This window comes from Erwinia sp. Leaf53 (genome assembly GCF_001422605.1).
Classification (GTDB): Bacteria; Pseudomonadota; Gammaproteobacteria; order Enterobacterales; family Enterobacteriaceae; genus Erwinia.
On the sequence record NZ_LMLK01000003.1, the window covers coordinates 169,253 to 191,717 of the forward strand.

The window sequence follows — 22,465 nt, forward strand, 5'->3', positions numbered from 1 at the left end:
CAGAATGATGCACCGCGACAGCCGTTTTACCCGCTGGCGGCGTGGACTGACGGTGTTTGCCGGGCTGCTGCTGCTGTGGTGGGGAGTCACTACCTTTGGCGCGATCCCGGCCTTTCTGCTGCCCTCGCCCGCCGCCGTGGCGCAGGCGCTGTGGACCGGCCGCGACTATCTGGCCTGGCATACGCTGATTACCGCCTCGGAGGTGTTTTCCGGGCTGCTCCTCGGCGTGCTGTTCGGCGCGCTGCTGGCGCTGGCGATGATCGGTTCACCGCGCCTGCAGCGCTGGCTGATGCCGCTGGTGCTGACCAGCCAGGCGATCCCGGTGTTTGCCCTCGCCCCGCTGCTGGTGCTGTGGTTCGGCTTTGGCATGAGCGCCAAGGTGGCGATGGCGGTGCTGGTGATCTTCTTCCCGGTCACGTCGGCGTTCTTCGACGGCCTGCGGCGGGTGGACAGCGGCTGGCTGGATCTGGCACGCACGCTGGGCGCGTCGCCCCGGGCTCAGCTGCGCCACGTGCGGCTGATGGCGGCGCTGCCCGCCTTCGGCACCGGCCTGCGCATGGCCGCCGCCGTGGCCCCGATCGGCGCGATTATCGGCGAATGGGTCGGCTCCGCCGAGGGGCTGGGCTACGTGATGATCAACGCCAACGCCCGTATGCAGCCGGAGCAGTGCTTTGCCGCGCTGTTTATCCTGATTTTAATGACCGTTTCACTCTGGATAGCGGTGGATGCGCTGCTGCGGCGGCTGATCCGCTGGGCACCGGACAGCCGCTGATTAACAACGATAATAAGGGTTTACCATGCTGAAAAAGAACGCCTGCGCGCTGCTGTTAAGCGCCCTCTGCACCACCCCGGCGCTGGCCGCCGAAAAGGTCACGCTGATGCTCGACTGGTACGTGAATCCGGACCACGCGCCGATTCTGGTGGCCGAACAGATCGGTGCCTTTAAGGCCGAAGGGCTGGACGTTACGATCGTGCCACCGTCCGATCCGTCGCTGCCGCCGCGTCTGGTGGCGGCAAAGAAAGCCGACCTGGCGATCACCTATCAGCCGCAGCTGCACTACTTTGCCGATCGGAACCTGCCGCTGGTGCGCGTCGGTACGCTGGTCAACACGCCGCTGAACACGGTGATGACGCTGGATAAAAGCATCACCACCCCCGCCGGGCTGAAGGGAAAAACCGTTGGCTTCTCGGTGAGCGGCATTGAGGACGCCACCCTGAACACCATGCTGAAGCATGAAGGGGTAGCCACCACCGACGTTAAAATGATCAACGTTAACTTCCAGCTCTCCGGCGCGCTGCTGGCGGGCCAGGTGGATGCGGTGATCGGCGGCTACCGCAATATCGAAGCGCTGGAGCTGCAGCTGCAGGGCAGGAAGCCGGTGGTGTTTAACGTGGAAGATTACGGCACCCCGGCCTACGACGAGCTGATTATCGTCGCCAACCGCGACGACGTGGCCGCGCCGAAGGTGAAGAAATTCCTCGCCGCGCTGAAAAAAGGCGGCGAGTATCTGCAGGCGCACCCGGACGAGACCTGGAAAAAGTTTGCCGCCACCCATCCTGAACTGAACACCGAACTGAACCGCCTGGCGTGGAAAAAGAGCCTGCCGCTGTTTGCCGCCGATCCGGCCCACCTGGATACCGCCCGTTACCAGGCCTACGAGCAGTTTATGTTCGACAATAAGCTGATTAAGAAAATCACCCCGGTGGAGCAGTACGCGGTAGAAATTAAATAATCGCGCTGCCGCAGTGAAAAAAGCTGTCCGAGGGGGATAATGAGAACTATTATCATATCGGACAGTTTACCCAGGAGCGGCGTTATGACTCAGGCAGTATCCTCCCTCACCACCGACTGCTGCATCGTCGGCGGTGGCCCCGCCGGGCTGATGCTCGGCTACTTACTGGCCCGCGCCGGCGTTCAGGTGGTGGTGCTGGAAAAGCACCCGGACTTTCTGCGCGACTTTCGCGGCGACACCATTCACCCCTCCACCCTGCAGATCATGCACCAGCTCGGGCTGCTGGAGGAACTGCTGACCCTGCCGCACCAGAAGGCCGAACGCCTGCAGGCGGAAGTGGGCGGCGAAGAGGTGACGCTGGCGGACTTCCGCCGCCTGCCGGTGAAATGCCGCTATATCGCCTTTATGCCGCAGTGGGACTTTCTCAATTTTCTCGCCGCCAAAGCCCGCGCGCTGCCCGGTTTTACCCTGCTGCAGTCCACCGCCTTTGGCGAACTGCGCTATGACGGCGATCGCGTCTGCGGCGTCACCGCGTTAAACGGCGAGCAGCAGACTGAGATTACGGCACAACTGGTGGTCGGCTGCGACGGTCGCCATTCGCGGGTGCGCCAGCAGGCAGGCTTAACCGGTCAGTCGTTCGGCGCGCCGCGCGACGTGGTGTGGTTCCGGCTGGATAAACAGGCGGACGATCCGCAGTGGGGCATGGGCCATAAGGGGCCAAAGCAGAACTTTATTATGATCGACCGCGGCGACTTCTGGCAGTGCGGCTATTCAATTATGAAAGGCGAGTATGCCCAGCTGAGCCGGGGGAATGTGGATGCGTTTAAGCAGCAGATTGCCGCCGTTGCCCCCTTCTCCGCCGAACGGTTAGGGCAGTTACAGGGCTGGCAGGACTTCCGCCTGCTGGAGATTAAAATTGACCGGCTGGATGCCTGGGCAAAACCCGGCCTGCTGTGCATCGGCGACGCCGCGCACGCGATGTCGCCGATTGGCGGCGTGGGAGTAAACCTGGCGATTCAGGATGCGGTGGCGGCCGCCAATCTGCTTACCCGCCCGCTGCTGCGAGGCAGCGTCAGCCTGCAGCAGCTGCAAAAGGTACAGAAGCGCCGCGCGTTTCCCACCCGCGCCACGCAGTTTATCCAGATTAAGATGAGCGGCAAAAAGCGCCCCGAGGGGCAGCCCAGCCCGCTGCCGCGCATTATCAAGCGCTACCGCTTCCTGCCTTACGTGTTTGGCTGGATCATCGGCCTGGGCTTCCGACGGGAAAAACCCCGGCTTTAGCCGGGGATACGCATCAACGGCCCGGCATCATTAACGCAGCGGTCAGAGCCGTTCGCCGTTCAGCCGTCGGATCTGGCGCAGGATCGCGCAGTGATCCAGCTCACCGTCACCGGCGGCGATCATCTGGGTGAACAGCTGATTGACGGTGGTGGTCAGCGGCAGCGACAGGCCCAGTTCGTCGGCCAGCGCCACCGCGCTGCGGGTGTCTTTCAGCTGCCATTTGGCCGGGCCGCGCGCGGCGAAATCCCCGCTGACCATGCGTTCACCGTGCTGGCGCAGAAGGGTGGAGTCGGCAAAACCGCCGAGCAGCGCCTCGCGCACCTGCACCGGGTCAGCCCCGCCGCGTTCGGCCAGCAGCAGCGCTTCCGACAGCAGTGACAATGTGCCAGCCACCACGATCTGATTGACCAGTTTGGTCAGCTGCCCGGCCCCGACCTCGCCAACCCGCGTAACCCGCCCTGTTACCGCCAGCAGCGGTTGCAGACGCTCAATCAGCGCCGCATCGCCGCCGGCCATCAGCGACAGCGTGCCCTGCTCTGCGCCGCGCGTGCCGCCGGACACCGGCAGATCGAGAAACTCAACGCCGGCGGCGGCGGCCCGTTCGGCCTGCCCGCTGACAATCTCCGGTGACAGGGTGCTCATCATCAGCAGCGCCGTACCCGGGCGGGCCGCCGATAACGCCGCGCCGGGGGCGAAAATCGCCTGTTCACAGGCGTCAGCATCGCTGAGCAGGCAGATGAGTACTTCGCAGTGCGCCGCCAGCTCAGCGGGTGTGGCGGCCGGCGTGATGCCCTCGGCCACCAGCGGGGTTAGCTTCTCCGCGCTGCGGTTCCAGGCACTGACCTTCCAGCCCGCCGCCGCCAGCCGCCGCGCGATCGGCGCGCCCATCAGCCCGGTACCCAGTATGCCAATATGATTATCACTCATCTGCTCTTCTCCTTTACCGCTACGTATCGTCATTACAGCACCTGTGCCCCGGTAACCACTACCGCCAGACGGTTGCTGCGCGTCAATATCCTTGCCTCACTCGTGCCGCCGGCCACGTATGTCGCATAGCAGACGCGGATCCGTTGCTGCTGCACGGCGGCCGCCAGATCGGTGCGGCGAAAGCCTGGACAGCATAAAGGCCAGTTTTGCAGCAAAATATGACCCGGCCTTACAATTTAGTGACATTTCTTTAAGAAGTTTACCTATTGTTTAAGGAGAATGATAATAACTATCATTCCCCTATTCTGAACTAACGCCGGATCTGCACACCATGAACAACACCTTCAAACTTAAGCTTTCCGCCCTGCTGCTGAGCACGCTGCCCGCGCTCGCCTTCGCCACCACCTACCCGCTGACCGTGACCGATATGGACGGCCAGCAGGTCACGCTGGATAAAGAGCCACAGCGGGTGATCCTGCAGGACGGCCGCGATATTCTTAACCTGGCGCTGCTGGACCGTGAGAACCCGTTTAAGCGCGTGGTAACGTGGAATAACCTGCTGAAGAAGCAGGACAGCGGCAGCTGGAATCTGTTGCAGCAACGCTGGCCGGAATCCGCATCAATTCTGGATATGGGCTTCTCCGATCAGGGACAGGTGAATCTGGAAACGGTGATCTCGAAGCACCCCGACCTGATGATCGCCCAGCTGCGCGCCAAACCGGCCCTGCAGCAGACCGGCGTGCTGAAGCAGCTGGCCGACCTGAAAGTGCCGGTGCTGTTTATTGATGATGAGCTGCACGCGGTGCAGAATACCGCCAACAGCGTCACCCTGCTGGGTAAGGTGCTGAACCAGGAGAGCCACGCGGCGGAGTACACCACCTTCTATAACCAGAAGCTGACGGCCATTCAGAACGCGGTAAAAAACGTGTCGCCGAAGCCGCGGGTATTTATTGAACCGATTGCCGGCATCAGCGGCGGCGGTGACTCCTGCTGCTTTACCCATAGCCACAACGGCTGGGGCGGGCTGGCGGAAGCGGTGGGTGCGGTGAATATCGGCTCTGAACTGCTGCCGGGCGCGACCGGCGTGATCCCGGTGGAGAAAGTGATTAGCGAAAACCCGGACTACTATGTGATGAGCGGTTCCAAACGCGGCGGTAAAGGCAGCACCGTGATCCCGCTGGGCTATAACACCACCACCGATGAGATCAAGGCCACCTTTGACAGCCTGCGCAACCGTACCGGCGTAAAAGATATTCCGGCGGTGAAGGCGGGTAAGGTGGCGGCGGTCTACCACCACTTCTATAACCACCCGTATAACATTATCGGCATGGAGATCCTGGCGAAGGACTTCTACCCGCAGCAGTTTAAGGATCTGAACCCGGAAGCGGACTACCGCACCATCATCAGCCAGTTCACCACCATTCCGGCGGCACCGATCAACCTGCAGTACCATCCGGCGAAATAACCCCTCGCCCGCCCCCTCTGCCGCGCACTGCCCGCCAGCGCGCGGTTTTTTTTTTGGCTTTCAGCATGAATATTGCGGGCCTGCTTCCATCTTGTGGCTTCACCTGTTCTGTTAGCACAAAATGCCTCTCTCCGATTTGCCTGCACTGCGTTTACTGTTCGCCAGACGTGGTGCGGGAACTCTGCGATTAACGGATAACTTCAGAGACCGGAACACGTTAGCCTTTGTAAAAAGGTGGGGCTCAGGTCATTCACGACGTCAGTTCCTGTGTTACCATTGCTCACTTATCACACAGCGAGGTGCTTATGAAAAACGTGAATGCTCCAGAGGTAAACACTATTCTGCAACAGGCCGCTAAGGTGCCTGGAGTGGAAATCAATGGTCGCTCCCGGGAAGCACTTCGCCAGCAGTTCCGTCTGGCGCGCAAGGGAGCAACCAACGCCGAGGGAACCCCCATTGATAATCCGAAGAAGTATTACGTCGGTTGAGATCAATCCACATTTCGATGAAGTCAGCCTGTTTTTTGGTTTCGATAAAGAGGTTGTCGAATCGTACGAAGAGGACCTGCTTAATCTGATCGAGCTCTGGCTTCAGCAAGGCTTTGTCGATGTCTATCAACATGGCGATCTTTTTGCTTATGGCATGGTGAAAGACTCCAACTCCACGACTGGCTCCTCTCCCTGGTATATTGGTATTAATCATACCCGAGTCGATCGTACGGATGTCGATCCCCTGCTGGTTGTCACCTTCAGGGACGAACACCACGATGGGGGGATCGGGACGATGATGGTGTTACATAACCTGATATCCCATGACGAGATGTTCGGCTCTCTCCGACGTAAATACGATCGCGACTATATGCGATCGATTCGCGAGCGTCTGAGCGGGCAGATTACCCGCTAAACAGCACCGTGCGCGGCTGCCCCCCGGCGTTCCCACAAGGGAGGCGCACGCACCGTGCCACTGCGCCAGCTTAGATCTCTCCCGGACGTATCGCGGTTGCGCCCGGACGCTTTTCTGCCGTTACCGCTGCAGCCGGCGTTAACGGTGGCGCGACCGGCGTGACCCCGTGATCGTATTTCTGCTGCAGCGCGCGCTGCATCTGCTGCAGAACGTCGCCGTCCAGCTTGTAGTGCCGCAGATAGATCCACAGCGTCAGCATAAAGAACAGCAGCGGCACGACGATCATAATCCCCTGCATGCCGATCACCGTACTGGCCGACTGCACCGCACCGGGCACGTAGCCGACGATGCCCAGCATCACGCCGATCAGCAGCCCGGCGAAAGCCGCACCGGCCTTGACCACCATGGTCTGCACCGAGTAGGCGATGCTTTCGATACGCACGCCCAGCGCATAGTCGCCCCAGTCAACGGTGTCCGCCACCATGATCACCAGCAGCACCCAGAAGAACGCGCTACCGACGTTCGCCAGGATGCCGGAGAGCGAAATCAGCGTGGCGCTCTGCGGCGCAAACAGGCTTACCGCCAGCAGCAGCAGACAGCTGAGCACCGGCAGCACCGAGGCGCTGATCCACAGCGCCCGGCGCGAGAAGCGCGCCACCAGTTTCGGGAAGCAGAGGATGGCTACCAGGTTAGCGATGCCGGCGTACATCATATACCACGGGAACAGCTCCGCTTTGCCGACCACGTAGGTGAAGTAGTAGATGGCAAACGCGGTGATGACGTTGTGCGCGAGGTTCCACGCCAGCGCCATCAGCAGCAGCGCAAACAGCGGGCGGTTGCGGAAAATCATGCTTAACACCGCCTTCAGGGTGGTGTGTTCAGCGGCGGCAGGCGTGCCCGAGGAGGAGTACTTCTCTTCAATATTACGCAGGGTGATGATGGCGGAGGCGATAAAGAACGCCACGAGGATCAGCGAGAACAGCATAAAACCCTGCCCCTTATCGCCGTTGCCGAGGGCATTGACCAGCGGCAGGCCAATCACCCCGGTGGTATAACCGGCCAGGCTGGCGAAGAAGCGCGGCCACGGGATCAGCGCCTCACGCTCCTTTTTATCCAGCGTGATGCAGGGCACCAGTGACCAGAACGGCACATCCATCAGCGTGTAGGTAAAGCCCCACAGCAGATAGGTGGCCCAGATCCAGGCGATCAGCGCGCCGCCTTCAAAGTGGTGGGCGCTGAACACCGACACCAGCACCGCCGAATTGGTCAGCGTGCCAGCCAGAATCCACGGCTTAAACTTGCCCCAGCGGCTGCGGGTGCGCTCGACGATCCAGCCCATCACCGGGTCGAATAGCGCATCCAGAATGCGCGCCACCAGGAACAGCGAGGCGACCATGCTGACCGACACGCCGACCACGTCGGTGTAGTAGTACATCAGGTACATATAGATAATGCCGATGGCAAAGTCCTTGCCGAAGGCACCGAGTCCGAAGCTAACCTTGGTTTTCAGTGACACGCTCATTGCTGCTCCGCACGTCCCCGACCGGCAGGCGATTTGCGCCACCTGCCGACCTTTCAGTGAGGGTTCCGGTTAAGGGTAAGTTTGGCGGGGGATCCCGGGTATGCGTTAGCGGTACGCCGGCAGCCAGTCACCGTGGGCGGCGATCAGCTCGTCACACAGGCGGATGGTGTCATCAATCGACAGCTCTGCCGAGGTGTGCGGATCGAGCAGCGCGGCGTGGTAGATATGCTCTTTTTTACGGCTGACCGCCGCTTCAATAGTCAGCAGCTGGGTGTTGATATTGGTGCGGTTCAGCGCTGCCAGCTGCGGCGGCAGTACACCGACGTGGCACGGCGTTACGCCCTGACCATCCACCAGGCACGGCACCTCGACGCAGGCCTCCGCCGGCAGGTTGGTAATCAGCCCGTTATTCAGCACGTTGCCGCCGATCTTGTACGGCACGTCGGTCTCCATCGCTTCGATCATCCACGACGCATATTCGTGGCTGCGGGTGTGGGTCAGGTTGTCATTCTGCGTCAGCCGCTCGCGCTGCAGCTGCCAGCGGTCAATCTGCTCAATGCAGCGGCGCGGGTATTCGTCGAGCGGGATGTTGAAACGTTCGATCAGTTCCGGGTAGTTACGCTTGATCCAGTACGGCATGTACTCGGCGTTATGCTCAGAGGATTCGGTGACGTAGCAGCCGAACACGCGCATGATTTCATGGCGCACCATATCGTCGTGCCTGTGCTGCAGCGCGGCCGCGCGGCGCTTGATTTCCGGGTAGAGATCTTCGCCATTGCGGCTGATGTTCAGCAGCCAGGCCATATGGTTAATACCGGCGATTTGCCATTTTACGCCATCCGTCGGCATATCCACCGACTTAAGCAGCGTTTCGGCGCAGACCTGCACGCTGTGGCACAGGCCAACGGTTTTGATCCCGGTGTGCCGCAGCATCGCCCCGGTCAGCGAGGCCATCGGGTTGGTGTAGTTAAGCAGCCAGGCGTCCGGGCACACCGCTTCCATATCACGAGCAAACTCCAGCATCACCGGGATGGTGCGCAGCGCGCGGAACAGCCCGCCGATGCCCAGCGTATCGGCGATGGTCTGGCGCAGGCCATATTTTTTGGCAATCTCAAAATCGGTAATGGTGCAGGGATCGTAGCCGCCAACCTGAATGGCGTTGATCACATAGCTGGCACCCTGCAGGGCGCGGCGACGATTTTCCACCCCGGCAAATTTTTCGATCCGTGCTTTGCCCTGGCTCAGATTGGCGTTGAGGTTATTCAGCATCTGCCAGGAGTCGTTGAGCCGCTGCTCATCGATATCGTACAGGGCGATATCGACCTGCTGCAGCGCCGGGGTAGCCAGAATATCCCCCAGTACGTTTTTGGCGAAAACGGTGCTGCCGGCACCGAGAAAAGTAATTTTCATGGTCAGTTCCTTATCAGACATCGGGTGAAGTTGAACCCACTCTAGGCAAAGCCCGCGGGCCTGCCTATGTCATTTTTTGACATTGATATGGTGAAAAATGACGCTGAAATTGAACTGTGATCTGGCTCGCTAATTCGCCTCAGGAAAGCGTTAATAAAATGCTCAGGCTCACATCCTGCAGATATCGGGTCTGTTTTTTATGAAAAATATTGCTGTAATTCAGTCAACTACGGGAGAGTGGCATGATTCAGAAAGATATTAATCCGGATGATATCGCGCAGTTCGGGCTGAACATTTATCAGTACGGCCATGAAGTCTGTACCAGCCAGCACAGCTATGGCCCGGCGGTGCGTCAGCACTATCTTTTGCATTATGTGATACAGGGTTGCGGCACGCTCCATACTGAACAGCACAGCTGGCCGGTCAGACAGGGGGAAGCCTTTCTGATCTGGCCGCACGAAATTACCACCTACGTGGCAGATAAACGCACCCCCTGGGAGTATATGTGGATTGAGATGGATGGCCTGGTGGCGGCAAGAAGCCTGGAAAAATGCGGATTACGGCGCGATATGCCGCTGTACCGTCCAAAAGACCCTGATTCCCTGGCCGGTGAGGGCCGACTGCTGCAGGCGTTGATCGCCGAAGATCCACAGCATTCGCTGCGCATTACCGGGCTGACCTGCCTGTTTCTGGACGCGCTGATCGCCGGCAGCGCCAGCAGCCGCGCGGGCAGTGAAACCGCCAGCATCAGCCGGCATCTGGATAACGCGACGCAGTATATTGAACGCCACTACCACCGCAATTTCAGCATTGCCGAGGTGGCGGAATACTGCAATATCGACCGCAGTTATCTCAGCCGGTTGTTTCAGCAACAGTTTGGTTACGGGCCAAAACACTATCTGCTGCAGCTGCGTATGAATGTGGCCACCTCGCTGCTGGCTGACCGGTCACTACCGGTGAAAGTAATCGCTTATTCAGTGGGCTACGGCAGCCAGATGCAATTCGCCAAAGTGTTTAACCACTACTTTCACTGCTCGCCAAGCGAATGGCGGCGCAGACAGGCCAATAGCGATATTTAAGCCAACGCTCACAACACCGGTCGAAATTACGCGGGCGGCCGGCGTACGGCCGTTTTATCGTCCCGAGGCTGCGTGACCGCGGACCGCTATTTGTAAACTGCCCCGGCTGAGGGTACTCTGAGCGCGGTTTCCACAGTATAGAGAACGGACTGTCACCCGCTATGAACGCCCCCGCCAAACGTAAAAACGATCCCGAAGGGTTAAAAAAACGCATTCTTGCCAGCGCCCTGACCACCTTTGCCGAGTTCGGCCTGCAGGGCGCCCGCATGGAGCAGATTGCCGAAAATGCGAAGACCACCAAACGCATGGTGGTGTACCACTTCAGCAACAAAGAGCAGTTGTATATTGACGTGCTGCACCTGGTCTATCAGGAGATCCGTTCCCATGAGAGCGGACTGAATCTGGCGGAGATGTCACCGACCGAGGCGATTGCCCGGCTGGCCGAGGCCAGCTTTGATTATCACATCAGCCACCCGGACTTTATGCGGCTGGTGTGCAGCGAGAACCTGATGCGCGGCCGTTATATCAGCCAGTCGACGTCTATTAAGGCGCTGAACCAGAGCGCGCTGGACGTACTGGATAGCGTGCTGGTGCGCGGTAAGCAGAGCGGCGAGTTCGATCCACAGGTGCAGACCGTTGACGTCCACCGCCTGATCAGCAGTATCTGCACGCATAATGTTGCAAATCGTTACACCTTTCACACCCTGTTCGGCGGCGATGAGAGCGAACAGCAGAGCGTGGCCCGTAACCGCCAGCTGGTGGTGGAGGCGACGCTGCGCTACCTGCGCCCTGCCCGTTAAATCTGTACAGATAAATCCGTAATGTACAATTTTACCCCGTTACGTCTGCGTAACGGGGTTTTCTGGCTACCCTTAATACTGTGTTGCGTAACGATGTACGCAAAAGTCAGGCTTAAAGAGGTGCCGTCAATGACGCAAGAACGCTATCCCCGCCGCCAGCCGCAGCTGCCCGAGTCCCCCTCGCGCCAGTGGAACTGGGCGCAGAACGCCACGCTGGCGCATATCAGCCAGATTGATTACCCCGCCAGTGAGGCCGAACTGCAGGCGTTGTTGTGTGCCAGTCATGGCAGGGTGCGTATTATGGGCAGCCGCATGTCACCCGGCAGAATGCTGGCGCTGGCCGATGCCGGTGACCGTTTGATTGATACCTCGCAGCTGCGCGGCCTGCTTGCCAGCGATGAACAGAGCGCAACCTTCGCGGGGGGCACACCGCTGCATGAAGTCTACGAGGTGCTGACCGGCATGAACCGTATGCTGCCGGCTTCCCCCGGCGTTATCGCCGCACAAACGCTGGCCGGTGCGCTGGCGACGGGAACCCACGGCCAGGGGCTGCAACAGAGCACGATTGGCGACGAGGTGCTGGCAATCCGCATGGTACTGGCCGACGGCAGCATCGCCGAATTCGATCGTCAGCACGCGGATTTCCCTGCCGTACAGCTGGGGCTGGGCTGTCTGGGTGCAGTGACCGCCGTCACCCTGCGCACCTGCCCGCTGGGGATTTATACCTGCCATAAAAGCGCGGTCAGCGCTGACTCGCTCGCGGAAGATCTGCTGACCTGGAACCAGGACTACGCCTTAAGCAAAGCCTGGTGGTTCCCCGGCGAAAACCAGGTGCACCTGTGGGCGGCGCGGGAAGCCACGGATGAGGAGCGGGAAAACTACCGGCTGAACGGCGACGATCTGCTGAAGTACCATGAAACTAACGATGCGATGAATCAGACGGTAGACCGCACGCTGGAGCATATGCGCAGCGACACGCAGATCACCGATGAAAACGGCAAGCCGTTCCGCACCGTGACCCGCTTTAAAGACTTCACCGACGTGACCGGCGATATCTATCAGGTATTCTGTCGCGGTATTGCCACCCCGCAGATCAACGTTGAAATCGCCATCCCACTCGAACGTGCCCCGGCGGTGATTGAACGCATTAAGCGCTGGCACGCCGACGAACAGCCGCATATGCACTATCCGGTGATCCTGCGCTGCACAGGCGCATCAGAAAGCTGGCTGAGTCCGGCGTATCAGCAGGCCAGCTGCTTCTTTGGCTTTGTGGTCTATTACGCTGAAGACGGTTCACTCTCTGAAGAGGGGCTGGCGTTTATCACCGCGGTGGAAAAACTGCTGGCGGAAGAAGGTGGCCGGCCGCACTGGGGCAAATACTTCGACGCCTCACTGTATAACTGGGATCGGATTTACCCGCAGCTGGCGGCATTCCGGGCGGTGCGCGAACGGCTCGATCCGCAGCACCGTTTCAGTAACACCTTCAGCCAGCAGCTGCTTAAGGAGGCCACAGCATGATGGCATGGGCAACCCTGCTGACGCAGCCGGACTACCTGATCGGCGTGCGCGCACTGAACCGTTCTTTGCGGCTCAGCGACAGCCGTTATCCGCTGGTGGTGATGGTCACGGAGCATATCGCACCCGCAGCACGCCAGCAGCTGGAGTCAGAGGGCGCACTGATACGCGAAGTGGCTCCGCTCAGCCCCAACCCTGAGCTGGCCAACCGCTACGCCAACGCGCGTTTTGCCGAGGTGTGGAGTAAGCTGCGGGCGTGGCAGTTAACCGAATTTTCCCGCCTCGCCTTTCTCGATGCCGATATGCTGGTAACGCAGAATATGGATGAGCTGTTCGGCCTGCCGCTGGCACCGGGCACCATTGCCGCCTGCCACGCCTGTCGCTGCAACCCGAATCAGATTGCCAGCTACCCCGCCGACTGGGTGCCGGAAAACTGCTTCTACAGCGTTTGCCGTGGGGTGGATCACGTTGAGCAGCCGGATAAAGTGGATAACTATCTGAATGGCGGTTTTCTGCTGCTGACGCCGGACCAGCAGGTGTTTGACCAGATGCTGGCGCAGTTGGCGGCGCTGGACGACCTCTCCGGCTATCTGTTTGCCGAGCAGGACTTCCTGAACCAGTTCTACCGCAACCGCTGGCAGCCGCTGCCGTATATTTATAACGCGCTGAAGACCCTGCCGCATCAGCACCCGGCCGTCTGGGATATCGATCGGGTGAAGAACATCCACTACATTATCGATAAACCGTGGCAGCAGCAGCCCGATCCGCAGAGCCGCTACTATGCGCTGGATAAGGCCTGGTGGCAGGTGGCCGCTGGCCTGTAAATGGCCGCAAAAAACAGGCGGCGCGTCGGGTTAGTCAGCAACGCCTCACCCGCGTCTGCCCTTGCAGCCACCGCTCTGAAAAGTGTGGCTGGCGGGAAGCCGGGTAATCCACCCGGCACGTTGTCCTGAAGGCTCCGCCCGCCGGGGCGACGATGGCGGTATGCCACCTGTCTCAGCCCCTTAACGCACCGGTTCCGGCGTAAACAGCGGCACCGGCTGGCCGCTGATATAGCGTTTGCGCAGCTTCGCGGAGAGGGTGTCCATGGTCATCACCACCACCACCAGAATCAGGGTGATAAACATCACCACGTCCCAGTTCCACAGGCGCATATTCTCAGCGTAGATCAGGCCAACACCGCCCGCACCGACAAAGCCGAGCACCGCCGCCGAGCGGGTGTTGGACTCGATCTGATACAGGCTCAGCGCCAGGAAGGCGGGGAACGACTGCGTGAATATGCCGTAGCGATGCTTCTGCAGCGCGTTGGCTCCCACCGCGTTCAGCCCGCGTCCCGGCGAGCGATCCACCGCTTCGTGGCCTTCGGCGTAAAGTTTACCCAACAGCCCGACGTCCTGCATCACGATCGCCAGCACCCCGGCCAGCGGCCCCATGCCCACCGCGCGCACGAAGATAAGCCCCCAGATCGCCATATCAATGCCGCGCATTACGTCCAGCAGACGGCGGATCACCAGCGCCAGCGGACGCAGCAGCGGCCCGGTCATCACGTTACGCGCCGCCAGGAACGACAGCGGCAGCGCCAGCAGCGTGGCGGTAATGGTGCCGGCAAACACGATAGCGATGGTGATAAAGATCTGCGTAAAGTAGTAGGCGAACGGCCAGCTGGCCACGTCATGCCAGACAAACATGCGCAGGAAGTAGTGGCCCAGCTGGGTCATTCCCACCGTCAGCTGCTGCCAGCTGATGCCAAAGGTGACGAAGAACCAGACGTACCACAGCAGGATCGCCGCGGCGATCAGGCCGATGCGCTGCAGATAGCGGCGCTGCAGAGAAAACAGCGCCTGGTGCTGCGCGCGCATGCGCTCCAGCTGTTCCGTACCGATCAGACCGATCATGCTTTGCTCCCTTCCACTACGCGCTGACGCAGACGCCCGGAGAAGGTGTCAAGCAGCGTCACCACCACGATGATCAGCAGCAGCGTCATGCTGACCTGATCGTAGCGATCCAGTTTAATGTTGGTCATCAGCTCCTGGCCGATGCCCCCTGCCCCCACCAGCCCGAGAATGGTCGACTGGCGGAAGTTGATCTCCAGACGCATAAAGCCGTAGGAGAGAAACGCCGGTTTTACCTGCGGCCACAGCGCAAAGCGCATGCGCTGCACGCGGGATGCGCCGCATGCCGCCAGCCCGCGCACCGGCTTGTCGGAGGCGCTTTCAATCGCCTCATAGAACAGTTTGGTCAGGCTGCCGACGGTGTGCAGCGCCAGCGCCAGAAAGCCGGGGATCACTCCGATACCAAAGGCCATCACAAACATGACCGCCCACGCCAGCTCCGGCATGGTGCGTAAAAAGGCCACCAGCGAGCGGATGGCGAAGCTGACGCCTCGCGGCGTGCCGGTATTGTTGGCCGCCAGAAAGCCGAGCACCGCGGCAATCATCACCGACAGCAGGGTGGCACCGAGCGCCAGCTGCAGCGTTTCCCAGATCAGCGGCAGCTGGATGTGCAGGCGGTAGCCCCAGTACGCCAGCGATCCTTCGGTATGGCCGTCGGCAAACAGCAGCGCGACGTTCAGCCGCGGAATGGTTTCGGCGAGGTAGTCGAAGAAGTTGGGCAGCGAGACCCAGATGGTGTGCAGGTTAAATTCGGCCATATACCCGGAGGCCAGATAGAGCAGCACCAGCACCAGCGACCACAGCAGCGTGTCGCGCTTTTGCCGGCCGCGCACCTGCTGGTAATAACGCTCGAATTCGGGATTTGTCATGGATAACCCTGAGAGAAGGGCCGGAGATCCGGCCCCTGAATGCAGAAGGTAAGGCGGTGATTAACGGGCTTTGGTCAGCTCACGCTTCATGTCGATCACGGTCTGGTAGTCGGCCACGGTCGCTTCACCAATGTGCTGGGCACCGCCGACGGCTTTCACGAAGCAGCTGTGGTTCTCTTTATCCAGCTTCTTAATCGCAGCGATCAGCTTCGCCTTGAAATCGGCCGGCAGTTTGTTGCTGACCAGGATCGGGCCGTTGGGGATCAGCGGCGACTGCCAGATGATGCGTACTTTTTTCATCAGGTCCGGCTGGCCGGCGCGGATCATACGGGTGAAGGCGCCGCTGGTGTAGCCGGTGTTGTGGTCACCAATCATTGAGGCCCAGGTGACCGCACCGTCGAACTGGCCGTTCAGCACGCCCAGTACGTCCTGCTCGTGGCCGCCGGAGAAGGTAACGCTGGAGAAGAAGCCGTTGTATTTGTCGTCAACCGTGCCGCCGAACAGCTTTTTGAAGCTCTGGTTCGGGAACAGGAAGCCGGAGGTAGAGTCCGGGTCAGCCATACCAAAGGCTTTGCCCTTCAGGTCTTCCAGCTTCTGGTACGGGCTGTCGGCCTTGACCACCACCACGGAGTGGTAGCCGCGCGATTGGTCCTTGTCATCCACCACGATGCCGACCACGTCCACCGCTTTCGGGTCGTTGATATAGACCGAGGCAAACGAGGAGGGTGACATGCTCAGCACCATATCCACTTTGCCGCCGATCAGTCCCTGGATGACGCCAGAGTAGTCGGACGAGTTGCGCAGTTTGGTGTCAACGCTCAGCTCTTTGTCGAAGAAATCTTTCACACACTGGTTATCACCGATCTGCTGGGTGGCGTTTTGCCCGCCCAGAATGCCCAGATTCAGCTCCTTTGGCGCATCGGCAGCACTGACGTTAGCGGACAGGGTGCTGATTACTGCGGCGGCGACGAAGATTTTTTTCATTGCTGTGTTCCGTATCCCAAAAGGTGTTAGTGAGGTTGGTTCAGTTCTTCGCCATACAGGGTATGGAGAAGGTCGTCGTTCAGCTGTGACGGGTGTCCGTCGAAAACAATGCGTCCTTTGGCGATGCCAATGGCGCGGGTGCAGTACTCTCTGACCAGTTCGACCGAGTGCAGGTTGACCATGACGCTGATGCCGTTTTCACTGACCTGGCGCAGGACGTCCATGATGCGGCGGGTGTTTTTCGGATCGAGCGAGGCGACCGGTTCGTCGGCCAGCAGTATTTTGGGGTTTTGCATTAGCGCCCGGCAGATCGCCACGCGCTGCATCTGGCCGCCGGAGAGGTTTTCCGCGCGCTGCAGCGCCTGCGGCAGCATGTTGAGCCATTCGAGCAGGCCGATGGCGCGGGCGCGGTCGGCGTCCGGGAAGACTTTGAAGAATGATTTGAGCGTGGAGGTCTGGCTGAGGCGGCCAAGCAGAACATTGGTCAGCACGTCAAGGCGCGGGACCAGGCAGAAGTCCTGGAAGATCATGCCGCATTCGCTGCGCCACTGGCGCATTTGCCTGGCGTTCAGCTCAACGATGTTCTGCTGCTGGCCATTGTCCTGGAAGTTGACGATTTCGCCTTCGCTGGCCGGGAGGGTGCCGTTGAGGACGTGCAGCAGGGTTGATTTTCCGGCACCGGAGCGGCCGATGACCGCAACCAGTTCACCGGCGTGCAAGTCGAAATTGATGTCGTGCAGGACGCGGGTTTGCGTGCCGTAGGCTTTGCCGAGTCCGTTTACTGCCAGCACTTTGACCCTGGCTGCCGTGTGCGGGGCCGAGTTGTGCTGGTGGGCAATTTTTAACAGTGCCTGTGCCATAGTGTTACCGTCGTTGATCCGGCGGGTGCCGTGGTGCGCCCTATTAAGGGTTAGCGCGATGACGATTTAATGACGGGGAAGTGATGGAAAAAAGACAGCCGGGCATTCTGGGCGGGGGCCTGCGGCCAAAGGTGGCTTCAGGTTTCGGTGCCTGGCCTGTCAGGGTGTGGCTTCGGGGCCGCTGGTTGCTTCGGGTTCAGGTGCCTGGCATGTCAGGGTGTGGCTTCGGAGCCGCTGGTCGCTTCGGGTTCCTGTGCCTGGCCTGTCAGGGTGTGCCTTCCGGGCCGCTGGTCGCTTCGGGTTCCTGTGCCTGGCCTGTCGGGGTGTGGCTTTTGGGCCGGGTCGCTTCAGGTTTTGGTGCACGGCTAATCGGGGTTTATCCGGAACGCGGACACGCCAGTAACGTCCCTGGGCTCTGCCGGGCACGTCCATGTGCCCGAAGGTCCGCTTATCCGGATAAACCCCTATTGCCTGTTATTTTCTGCGTCGCTGTTTTAAAACCATACAAAAAAATTAAATAAACAAAATCAAACTAAATCAGACCAAATCAAACCAAATCAAACCAAATCAAAACCAAATCAAAACCAAATCAAACAGCTTCCACTACTTAATCTTCGGTATCCTGCCGAAAACGATGCCCTTTACAGCAACGCAGTAGCTGACAGGGAGGCCGCGGGCGAAAAGGTTAGCCGGGCGTGCGGCGCAGGGAGCGCCGGTTCTTTTCGCCCGCGGCCGAACCCGTCACCAGAACAGGAAGCTGCGCCTTTAAGACAGCAACGCAACAGCCCACCCTGCCATCAGAGCAAAAAGCCACGCCTTTAAGACAGCAACGCAACGGCCAACAGGGAGGACGCGGGTGAAAAGGTTAGCCGGGCGTGCAGGTTACTCGCTGCGTTCTATCTTCTTTGCTGCGTCGTCCAGCGCGTCAACGATCGCATACAGCGTCTGCCGGGAGATGCCCGGCTGTGCCAGACGGCCGTTCAGCGCCGTTTTGAAATTGTGGATCGCCCGCTCTATCTCCGGCAGGCGGCGGTTGTGCACCAGCACCGCCAGCGACGCCAGCCGCTGCATCGCCTGCGCCAGCAGCGGTGCCTGCTGCTGCAGCGTGGCCTGGCCCTCCGGCAGTAAGCGGTAGGCTTTACGCGCCGCCTGCACATCCAGCACCGCGATCTGCTGTGTCTCTTCCAGCAGCGTCAGCGCCGGGTAGATCATGCCGGGGCTGGGGCTGTACTCACCGCCGGAGAGATCTTCAATAGACTTGATCAGCTCATAACCGTGCGCCGGGCTGTGGCTGAGAAAATGCAACACCAGCAGCCGCAGATCGCCAGCGTCGAGCATCTTTTCACGCCGGCGGCGGCGCGGTTCGCCGCAGGAGGATGGCGCATCGACGCCGGGCTGGGGCAGAGAGGAGGAATGTTTCATCAGCGGCCTGAGGTAAAAAGCATCAACGTGCCGCCCAGCGCGGGCGGCGTAAACCTTACTTGTTGTGCCAGTATGCCACAGCACGCACGAAGCGTTCATCACAGCCGCGCTGGCCGATAAAGTAATCGCTGAGTTTTTTTACCGCCTCACCCTCCCCGGTAAGCCAGATAAAGTAGTCATCAGACGGGATCGTTACCGTATCCAGGGTGTTAATCAACGTATCGATGTGTGGGCCCTGCATATGGCCGCTGCCCAGCCAGTGAACGTGCAGATCGTTATGCACCTCCAGGTAGGCCGCGCCGGGTGCCGGATCGGCGAAGGCGTACAGGTGGCTCAGCTGCGCGGTCTGGGTCAGATTACGGCGCTTAAAGGCCGGCAGGCCGCTCTCGTCGGTGACGTAAAGCTGGAACCTGTAATCTTCCGGTACCACCAGCGAACCGCGCGGGCCGCCAATGGCCAGCGCATCACCGATCTGCGCCCTGTCCGCCCAGCCGCTGGCAACGCCGCCGTCGTGAATATAAAAATCGAGGGTCAGGGTTTGCTGCTCCGCGTCAAAAAACAGCGGTGTATAGTCGCGCGAGACCGGACGCGCGCCCTCTTTCCACACCACGCCGTCGGCCGTAACCTCTGGCAATGACAGTATGCCGCTGGCGGCATCCGGGAAAAATACCTTGATATGGTCGTCAAAGCCTGGCGAGGTGAAACCCGCCAGGTCGGCGCCGCTGAAGTCAATGCGCCAGAAGCTGTCAGCGATGCGGGTTTTTGCGGTGACGGTTAACTGGCGGAAGCGCAGTTCATTACGCACGCGTTCTGGCAACCGGCTGGACGTTTCGGACATGGTGGTTCTCCTGGCAATCGGAAATGGAATGATTCTTATTTGAGAGTAAAAATATATCTATGATATATCTTACGTGCAAGCAGCATTTCGCCGGACGCTGGCAGATTTGTTGACAATCCGTGCTTATTCAGCAGCGGTCAGGGGCAACAGCGCTCACCTGCAGCGCGGGCGGCTGGCAGTCGGGGCACAAGCGTTTGCCCGCAGCGCCAGCGGCTGGCAGCCGGGCAACAGCGTTCACCTGCAGCGCCGGTGGCTGGCAGTCGGGGCACAAGCGTTTGCCCGCAGCACCAGCGACTGGCGGCCGGGCAACAGCGCTCACCTGCAGCCGGGCAACCGGTAACGGCCCCCGCAGCGCTGGCTAACTGCTGCCAGAAAACTGCCGGCAGCATGTGCTGAGCTGGACAGCCATTGCCTCACTCTGCCGGTTTACTTTACGTGTTATCCCCACTCTCCGCCCTCTCCGCCTGCGGACGGTACTGCCACAGCCAGCGGCCGCTGTCGAGCCGTCGCCAGAAGCAGCGCCCCCGGATCATCCAGTCAATCACCATGCCCAGCCAGATGCCGACCACGCCAAACCCGAGCACGATGCCAAGCAGATAGCCCGCCACGATACGCCCGCCCCACATGCTGAGCAGCGACACCCACATGGTGTAACGGGCGTCACGTGCGCCTTTAAGCCCGGCGGGCAAGACCCACGAGGCCGCCCAGAATGGCATGAAGGCGGCGTTAAGCCAGACCAGCGTTTTGACCACCTCGATCACCGCCGGATCTTCGGTATAGAACGCGGCCAGCACACCGGCAAACGGCACCGTCAGGAAGGCCAGCAGGGAGAGCGCGATGGTGGACATCCAGAAAATATGCCGCAGCTGGCGCTCCGGCTGAAGCAGCTGGCCACGGCCAAGCCGCGAGCCGACGATAATGGTGCCCGCCGAGGCCAGCGCATTGCCCGGCAGGTTGATCATCGAGGCGATAGAGAAGGCGATAAAGTTGCCGGCGATCACGTCGGTGCCCATTCCGGCGACAAACACCTGGGTCAGCAGCTTGCCGCCGTTAAACAGCACCGACTCAATGCTGGCCGGTACGCCGATGCCCAGCACCTCGCGCAGGATGCCGATATCCAGACGGCTGAAGTAGCTCTTAAGTGAGATTTTCAGTACCGGCACAAAGCCGATCATCAGCACATAGATCACCGCCGCCGCGCCGATATAGCGTGAGATAGTCAGGCCAAGACCGGCACCGATAAAACCCAGCCCGTCCCACGAGAAGCAGCCGTAAATCAGCACGCTGCTGATGGCGATATTGAGGATGTTCATACCGCCGTTGATCAGCATCGGGATTTTGGTGTTCCCCGCCCCACGCAGCGCGCCGCAGCCGATCAGGGCAATCGCCGCCGCCGGGTAGCTCCAGGCGCTGATCTGCAGATAGGAGAGCGCCATCATCTTGACCTCCGGCTCGGCCGCCCCGGCGATCAGGTCGATGATTTGCGGGCCGATAAACTCAATGGCTATCGCCAGCAGCACCGCAAACAGCGTCATGATCACCAGCGACTGCCGGGTAGCGGCCAGCGCACGTTCGCGTTTGAGCTTGCCGAGGCTGAAGGCCACCACCACAGTGGTGCCGAGGTCAATAGCCGCAAAGAAGGAGATCACCACCATGTTGAAGCTGTCGGCCAGCCCGACCCCGGCCATTGCCTCCTTGCCCAGCCAGCTGACCAGGAAGGTGCTGAGCACACCCATCAGCAGCACACACAGGTTCTCAAAGAAAATCGGCACGGCCAGCGGCGTAATTTCACGCCAGAACAGCACCCGATAAGAGCGTCTTTTCGGGTACCACGCGCTGCGCCTGACGGCCTGCAGCAGCGAGTCGGTGAGTTTTTGCACGGTTGTACCAGCTAATAATTAGCAATCGAAGGAAGGATCACAGATATGATGGTAAAGCGTGCCGGATTATGCAAAATCTTTTTTGTTACACCAGCGCTTTCCCCAGGTGATTCTCAAGCACCCGCAACGGCGCGTTATCCGCCTGCTGCATATCCGCTACCGCCAGTAAAAACGTCTGCTCCAGCAGATACTGCCCGGCCATCGCCGCGTGGGGTGTCTGGTCGGAGAAACAGATCCAGCTGCTGCCCGCCGGCAGTTCCAGCGCCAGCTGCGGCCCGTGCTGCTGATAGTCGCCGTCGGCCTTCATCGCATCGTGCAGTTGCAGCATCAGGTGGTCATAGTGGCTGCGCAAGCCTCTGGTGATACCCAGCTGCCGCTGCAGACGGCAGATCCACGGCGAGTAGCCCTTCAGCCGTGGCAGAAAACGTTGCACCAGCCGCGGAAAGGGTTCACCGATGCGCCACTGACGGCTTTCACCGTGCGGGTTGATATTGGTGAAAATGCGCAGAATACGTTGGCCGTGATTCGGCCGGGAGGGGAAGGCATCCACGTGCAGCCGGCTGTCGTCTTTGCGCCATGTGCTGGCTGCGCGCCAGGCATTGACCGGGTGCAGGCGCAGCGTGTTGACCGGCGTATGCAGCCGCTGATGCCAGGCAGGAAACAGGTTGGCGACCAGCTGCAGGCAGTCGCGGTGATAACGCGCCAGCAGCGCGCTGACCGCTGCCGCGTTGTCGCCGCTGGCCAGGCCACGCAGCCTGCCGCTCTGCGCGTTGTAGCTGATATTTTTACGTTTGGGATCGACTAATGCAGGGGTCAGCAGCGCCAGCTCCTGCGCCTGTAGCGCGAAACCCAGCGCGGGCAGCAGCAGTACTTTGCCCTGCTCCAGCGCGCCCAGCGCATCCTGTTCGCAGGGCTGAGCCCAGTGGGTAAGCGGCAGCGACAGCGTCGCCCGTTCAGGGGATAATTGAGGGTCAGACATCGGCTATCCTTAAGGTGCAACCCGTGAAAGTGGCAGGACAGTATAGGGAAGCCGATATCGTTAAATTCAACCCCGGCTCAACGGCGCTCGTTTAGCATCCGCCGAA

Annotated in this window: 23 protein-coding genes; 11 read left to right on the forward strand and 12 right to left on the reverse strand. The window is 60.3% G+C overall.

Annotated elements, in window-relative coordinates:
• Positions 1-4: 4 nt before the first annotated feature.
• The 3 genes from ASF13_RS04550 to ASF13_RS04560 all read left to right on the forward strand — a co-directional run bounded on the left by ASF13_RS04550 (position 5) and on the right by ASF13_RS04560 (position 3,014).
• Positions 5-772 carry an ABC transporter permease gene (locus tag ASF13_RS04550; RefSeq protein ID WP_056233469.1) on the forward strand — a complete coding sequence of 256 codons (768 nt, stop codon included), beginning with the start codon at positions 5-7 and terminating at the stop codon, positions 770-772.
• A gap of 25 nt (positions 773-797) precedes the next feature.
• Entirely contained in the window at positions 798-1,733 is a 936-nt protein-coding gene (locus ASF13_RS04555; protein ID WP_056233042.1) for an ABC transporter substrate-binding protein, read from the forward strand.
• Positions 1,734-1,817: 84 nt separating this feature from the next.
• The gene (locus tag ASF13_RS04560) at positions 1,818-3,014 is read left to right on the forward strand and encodes an FAD-dependent oxidoreductase (RefSeq protein ID WP_056233044.1); all 1,197 of its coding nucleotides are present in this window, start codon (positions 1,818-1,820) and stop codon (positions 3,012-3,014) included.
• Positions 3,015-3,056: 42 nt separating this feature from the next.
• On the opposite strand, the gene ASF13_RS04565 is transcribed toward ASF13_RS04560, so the two are convergent.
• Positions 3,057-3,941 carry an NAD(P)-dependent oxidoreductase gene (locus tag ASF13_RS04565; protein ID WP_056233046.1) on the reverse strand — a complete coding sequence of 295 codons (885 nt, stop codon included), beginning with the start codon at positions 3,939-3,941 and terminating at the stop codon, positions 3,057-3,059.
• A gap of 32 nt (positions 3,942-3,973) precedes the next feature.
• On the reverse strand, positions 3,974-4,096 hold the full coding sequence (locus tag ASF13_RS25140; protein ID WP_255354407.1) for a hypothetical protein: 123 nt from the start codon (positions 4,094-4,096) through the stop codon (positions 3,974-3,976).
• A 176-nt stretch (positions 4,097-4,272) separates the two neighbouring features.
• Here ASF13_RS25140 and ASF13_RS04570 point away from each other — a divergent pair, with 176 nt between their 5' ends.
• The 3 genes from ASF13_RS04570 to ASF13_RS04575 all read left to right on the forward strand — a co-directional run bounded on the left by ASF13_RS04570 (position 4,273) and on the right by ASF13_RS04575 (position 6,309).
• The gene (locus tag ASF13_RS04570; RefSeq protein ID WP_056233048.1) at positions 4,273-5,406 is read left to right on the forward strand and encodes an ABC transporter substrate-binding protein; all 1,134 of its coding nucleotides are present in this window, start codon (positions 4,273-4,275) and stop codon (positions 5,404-5,406) included.
• Positions 5,407-5,711: 305 nt separating this feature from the next.
• A complete protein-coding gene (locus tag ASF13_RS24190) occupies positions 5,712-5,894 on the forward strand; it encodes a hypothetical protein (RefSeq protein WP_146005511.1) in 183 nt (60 codons plus the stop codon).
• Complete coding sequence (locus ASF13_RS04575) at positions 5,863-6,309, forward strand: hypothetical protein (protein ID WP_146005512.1); 447 nt, start codon at positions 5,863-5,865, stop codon at positions 6,307-6,309. The genes ASF13_RS24190 and ASF13_RS04575 overlap by 32 nt, the downstream gene beginning before the upstream one ends.
• A 70-nt stretch (positions 6,310-6,379) precedes the next feature.
• Here the strand turns inward: ASF13_RS04575 and melB are convergent, their stop codons facing one another.
• Positions 6,380-7,831, reverse strand: a complete 1,452-nt coding sequence (gene melB, locus ASF13_RS04580) for a melibiose:sodium transporter MelB (protein WP_056233051.1) — start codon at positions 7,829-7,831, stop codon at positions 6,380-6,382.
• Positions 7,832-7,936: 105 nt separating this feature from the next.
• The gene (locus tag ASF13_RS04585) at positions 7,937-9,241 is read right to left on the reverse strand and encodes an alpha-glucosidase/alpha-galactosidase (RefSeq protein WP_056233053.1); all 1,305 of its coding nucleotides are present in this window, start codon (positions 9,239-9,241) and stop codon (positions 7,937-7,939) included.
• A gap of 242 nt (positions 9,242-9,483) precedes the next feature.
• On the opposite strand from ASF13_RS04585, the gene ASF13_RS04590 reads away from it, so the two are divergent.
• From ASF13_RS04590 to ASF13_RS04605, 4 genes are all read left to right on the forward strand, one after another.
• Entirely contained in the window at positions 9,484-10,320 is an 837-nt protein-coding gene (locus ASF13_RS04590; RefSeq protein ID WP_056233056.1) for an AraC family transcriptional regulator, read from the forward strand.
• 161 nt (positions 10,321-10,481) lie between these two features.
• Positions 10,482-11,120, forward strand: coding sequence for a TetR/AcrR family transcriptional regulator (locus ASF13_RS04595; protein ID WP_056233058.1), 639 nt, complete (start codon positions 10,482-10,484; stop codon positions 11,118-11,120).
• A 129-nt stretch (positions 11,121-11,249) separates the two neighbouring features.
• Positions 11,250-12,638, forward strand: a complete 1,389-nt coding sequence (locus ASF13_RS04600; protein ID WP_056233060.1) for a D-arabinono-1,4-lactone oxidase — start codon at positions 11,250-11,252, stop codon at positions 12,636-12,638.
• Positions 12,635-13,459 carry a glycosyltransferase family 8 protein gene (locus tag ASF13_RS04605; protein ID WP_056233063.1) on the forward strand — a complete coding sequence of 275 codons (825 nt, stop codon included), beginning with the start codon at positions 12,635-12,637 and terminating at the stop codon, positions 13,457-13,459. The genes ASF13_RS04600 and ASF13_RS04605 overlap by 4 nt, the downstream gene beginning before the upstream one ends.
• A gap of 180 nt (positions 13,460-13,639) precedes the next feature.
• On the opposite strand, the gene phnE (ASF13_RS04610) is transcribed toward ASF13_RS04605, so the two are convergent.
• From phnE (ASF13_RS04610) to ASF13_RS04635, 6 genes are all read right to left on the reverse strand, one after another.
• Positions 13,640-14,530: a phosphonate ABC transporter, permease protein PhnE gene (phnE, locus tag ASF13_RS04610; protein WP_056233065.1), complete on the reverse strand. Its 891-nt coding sequence runs from the start codon at positions 14,528-14,530 to the stop codon at positions 13,640-13,642.
• A complete protein-coding gene (gene phnE, locus ASF13_RS04615; RefSeq protein WP_056233067.1) occupies positions 14,527-15,396 on the reverse strand; it encodes a phosphonate ABC transporter, permease protein PhnE in 870 nt (289 codons plus the stop codon). Before phnE (ASF13_RS04615) ends, phnE (ASF13_RS04610) begins: the two co-directional genes overlap by 4 nt.
• Positions 15,397-15,456: 60 nt before the next feature.
• Positions 15,457-16,380, reverse strand: coding sequence for a phosphonate ABC transporter substrate-binding protein (gene phnD, locus ASF13_RS04620; protein WP_056233069.1), 924 nt, complete (start codon positions 16,378-16,380; stop codon positions 15,457-15,459).
• A 26-nt stretch (positions 16,381-16,406) separates the two neighbouring features.
• Positions 16,407-17,240, reverse strand: coding sequence for a phosphonate ABC transporter ATP-binding protein (gene phnC, locus ASF13_RS04625; RefSeq protein WP_056233071.1), 834 nt, complete (start codon positions 17,238-17,240; stop codon positions 16,407-16,409).
• Between the two features lie 882 nt (positions 17,241-18,122).
• Positions 18,123-18,662, reverse strand: coding sequence for a PadR family transcriptional regulator (locus ASF13_RS04630; protein WP_072166281.1), 540 nt, complete (start codon positions 18,660-18,662; stop codon positions 18,123-18,125).
• A gap of 55 nt (positions 18,663-18,717) precedes the next feature.
• On the reverse strand, positions 18,718-19,500 hold the full coding sequence (locus ASF13_RS04635) for a siderophore-interacting protein (protein ID WP_056233075.1): 783 nt from the start codon (positions 19,498-19,500) through the stop codon (positions 18,718-18,720).
• A 109-nt stretch (positions 19,501-19,609) separates the two neighbouring features.
• Between ASF13_RS04635 and ASF13_RS04640 the strand changes: the two genes are divergently transcribed.
• Positions 19,610-19,840 (forward strand): hypothetical protein, encoded by a 231-nt coding sequence (locus tag ASF13_RS04640; RefSeq protein ID WP_056233077.1) that lies wholly within the window; start codon positions 19,610-19,612, stop codon positions 19,838-19,840.
• 91 nt (positions 19,841-19,931) lie between these two features.
• On the opposite strand, the gene ASF13_RS04645 is transcribed toward ASF13_RS04640, so the two are convergent.
• Positions 19,932-21,380 carry an EmmdR/YeeO family multidrug/toxin efflux MATE transporter gene (locus ASF13_RS04645; RefSeq protein WP_056233079.1) on the reverse strand — a complete coding sequence of 483 codons (1,449 nt, stop codon included), beginning with the start codon at positions 21,378-21,380 and terminating at the stop codon, positions 19,932-19,934.
• A gap of 85 nt (positions 21,381-21,465) precedes the next feature.
• Entirely contained in the window at positions 21,466-22,359 is an 894-nt protein-coding gene (locus ASF13_RS04650) for a Kdo hydroxylase family protein (RefSeq protein WP_056233081.1), read from the reverse strand.
• Positions 22,360-22,465 lie beyond the last annotated feature (106 nt).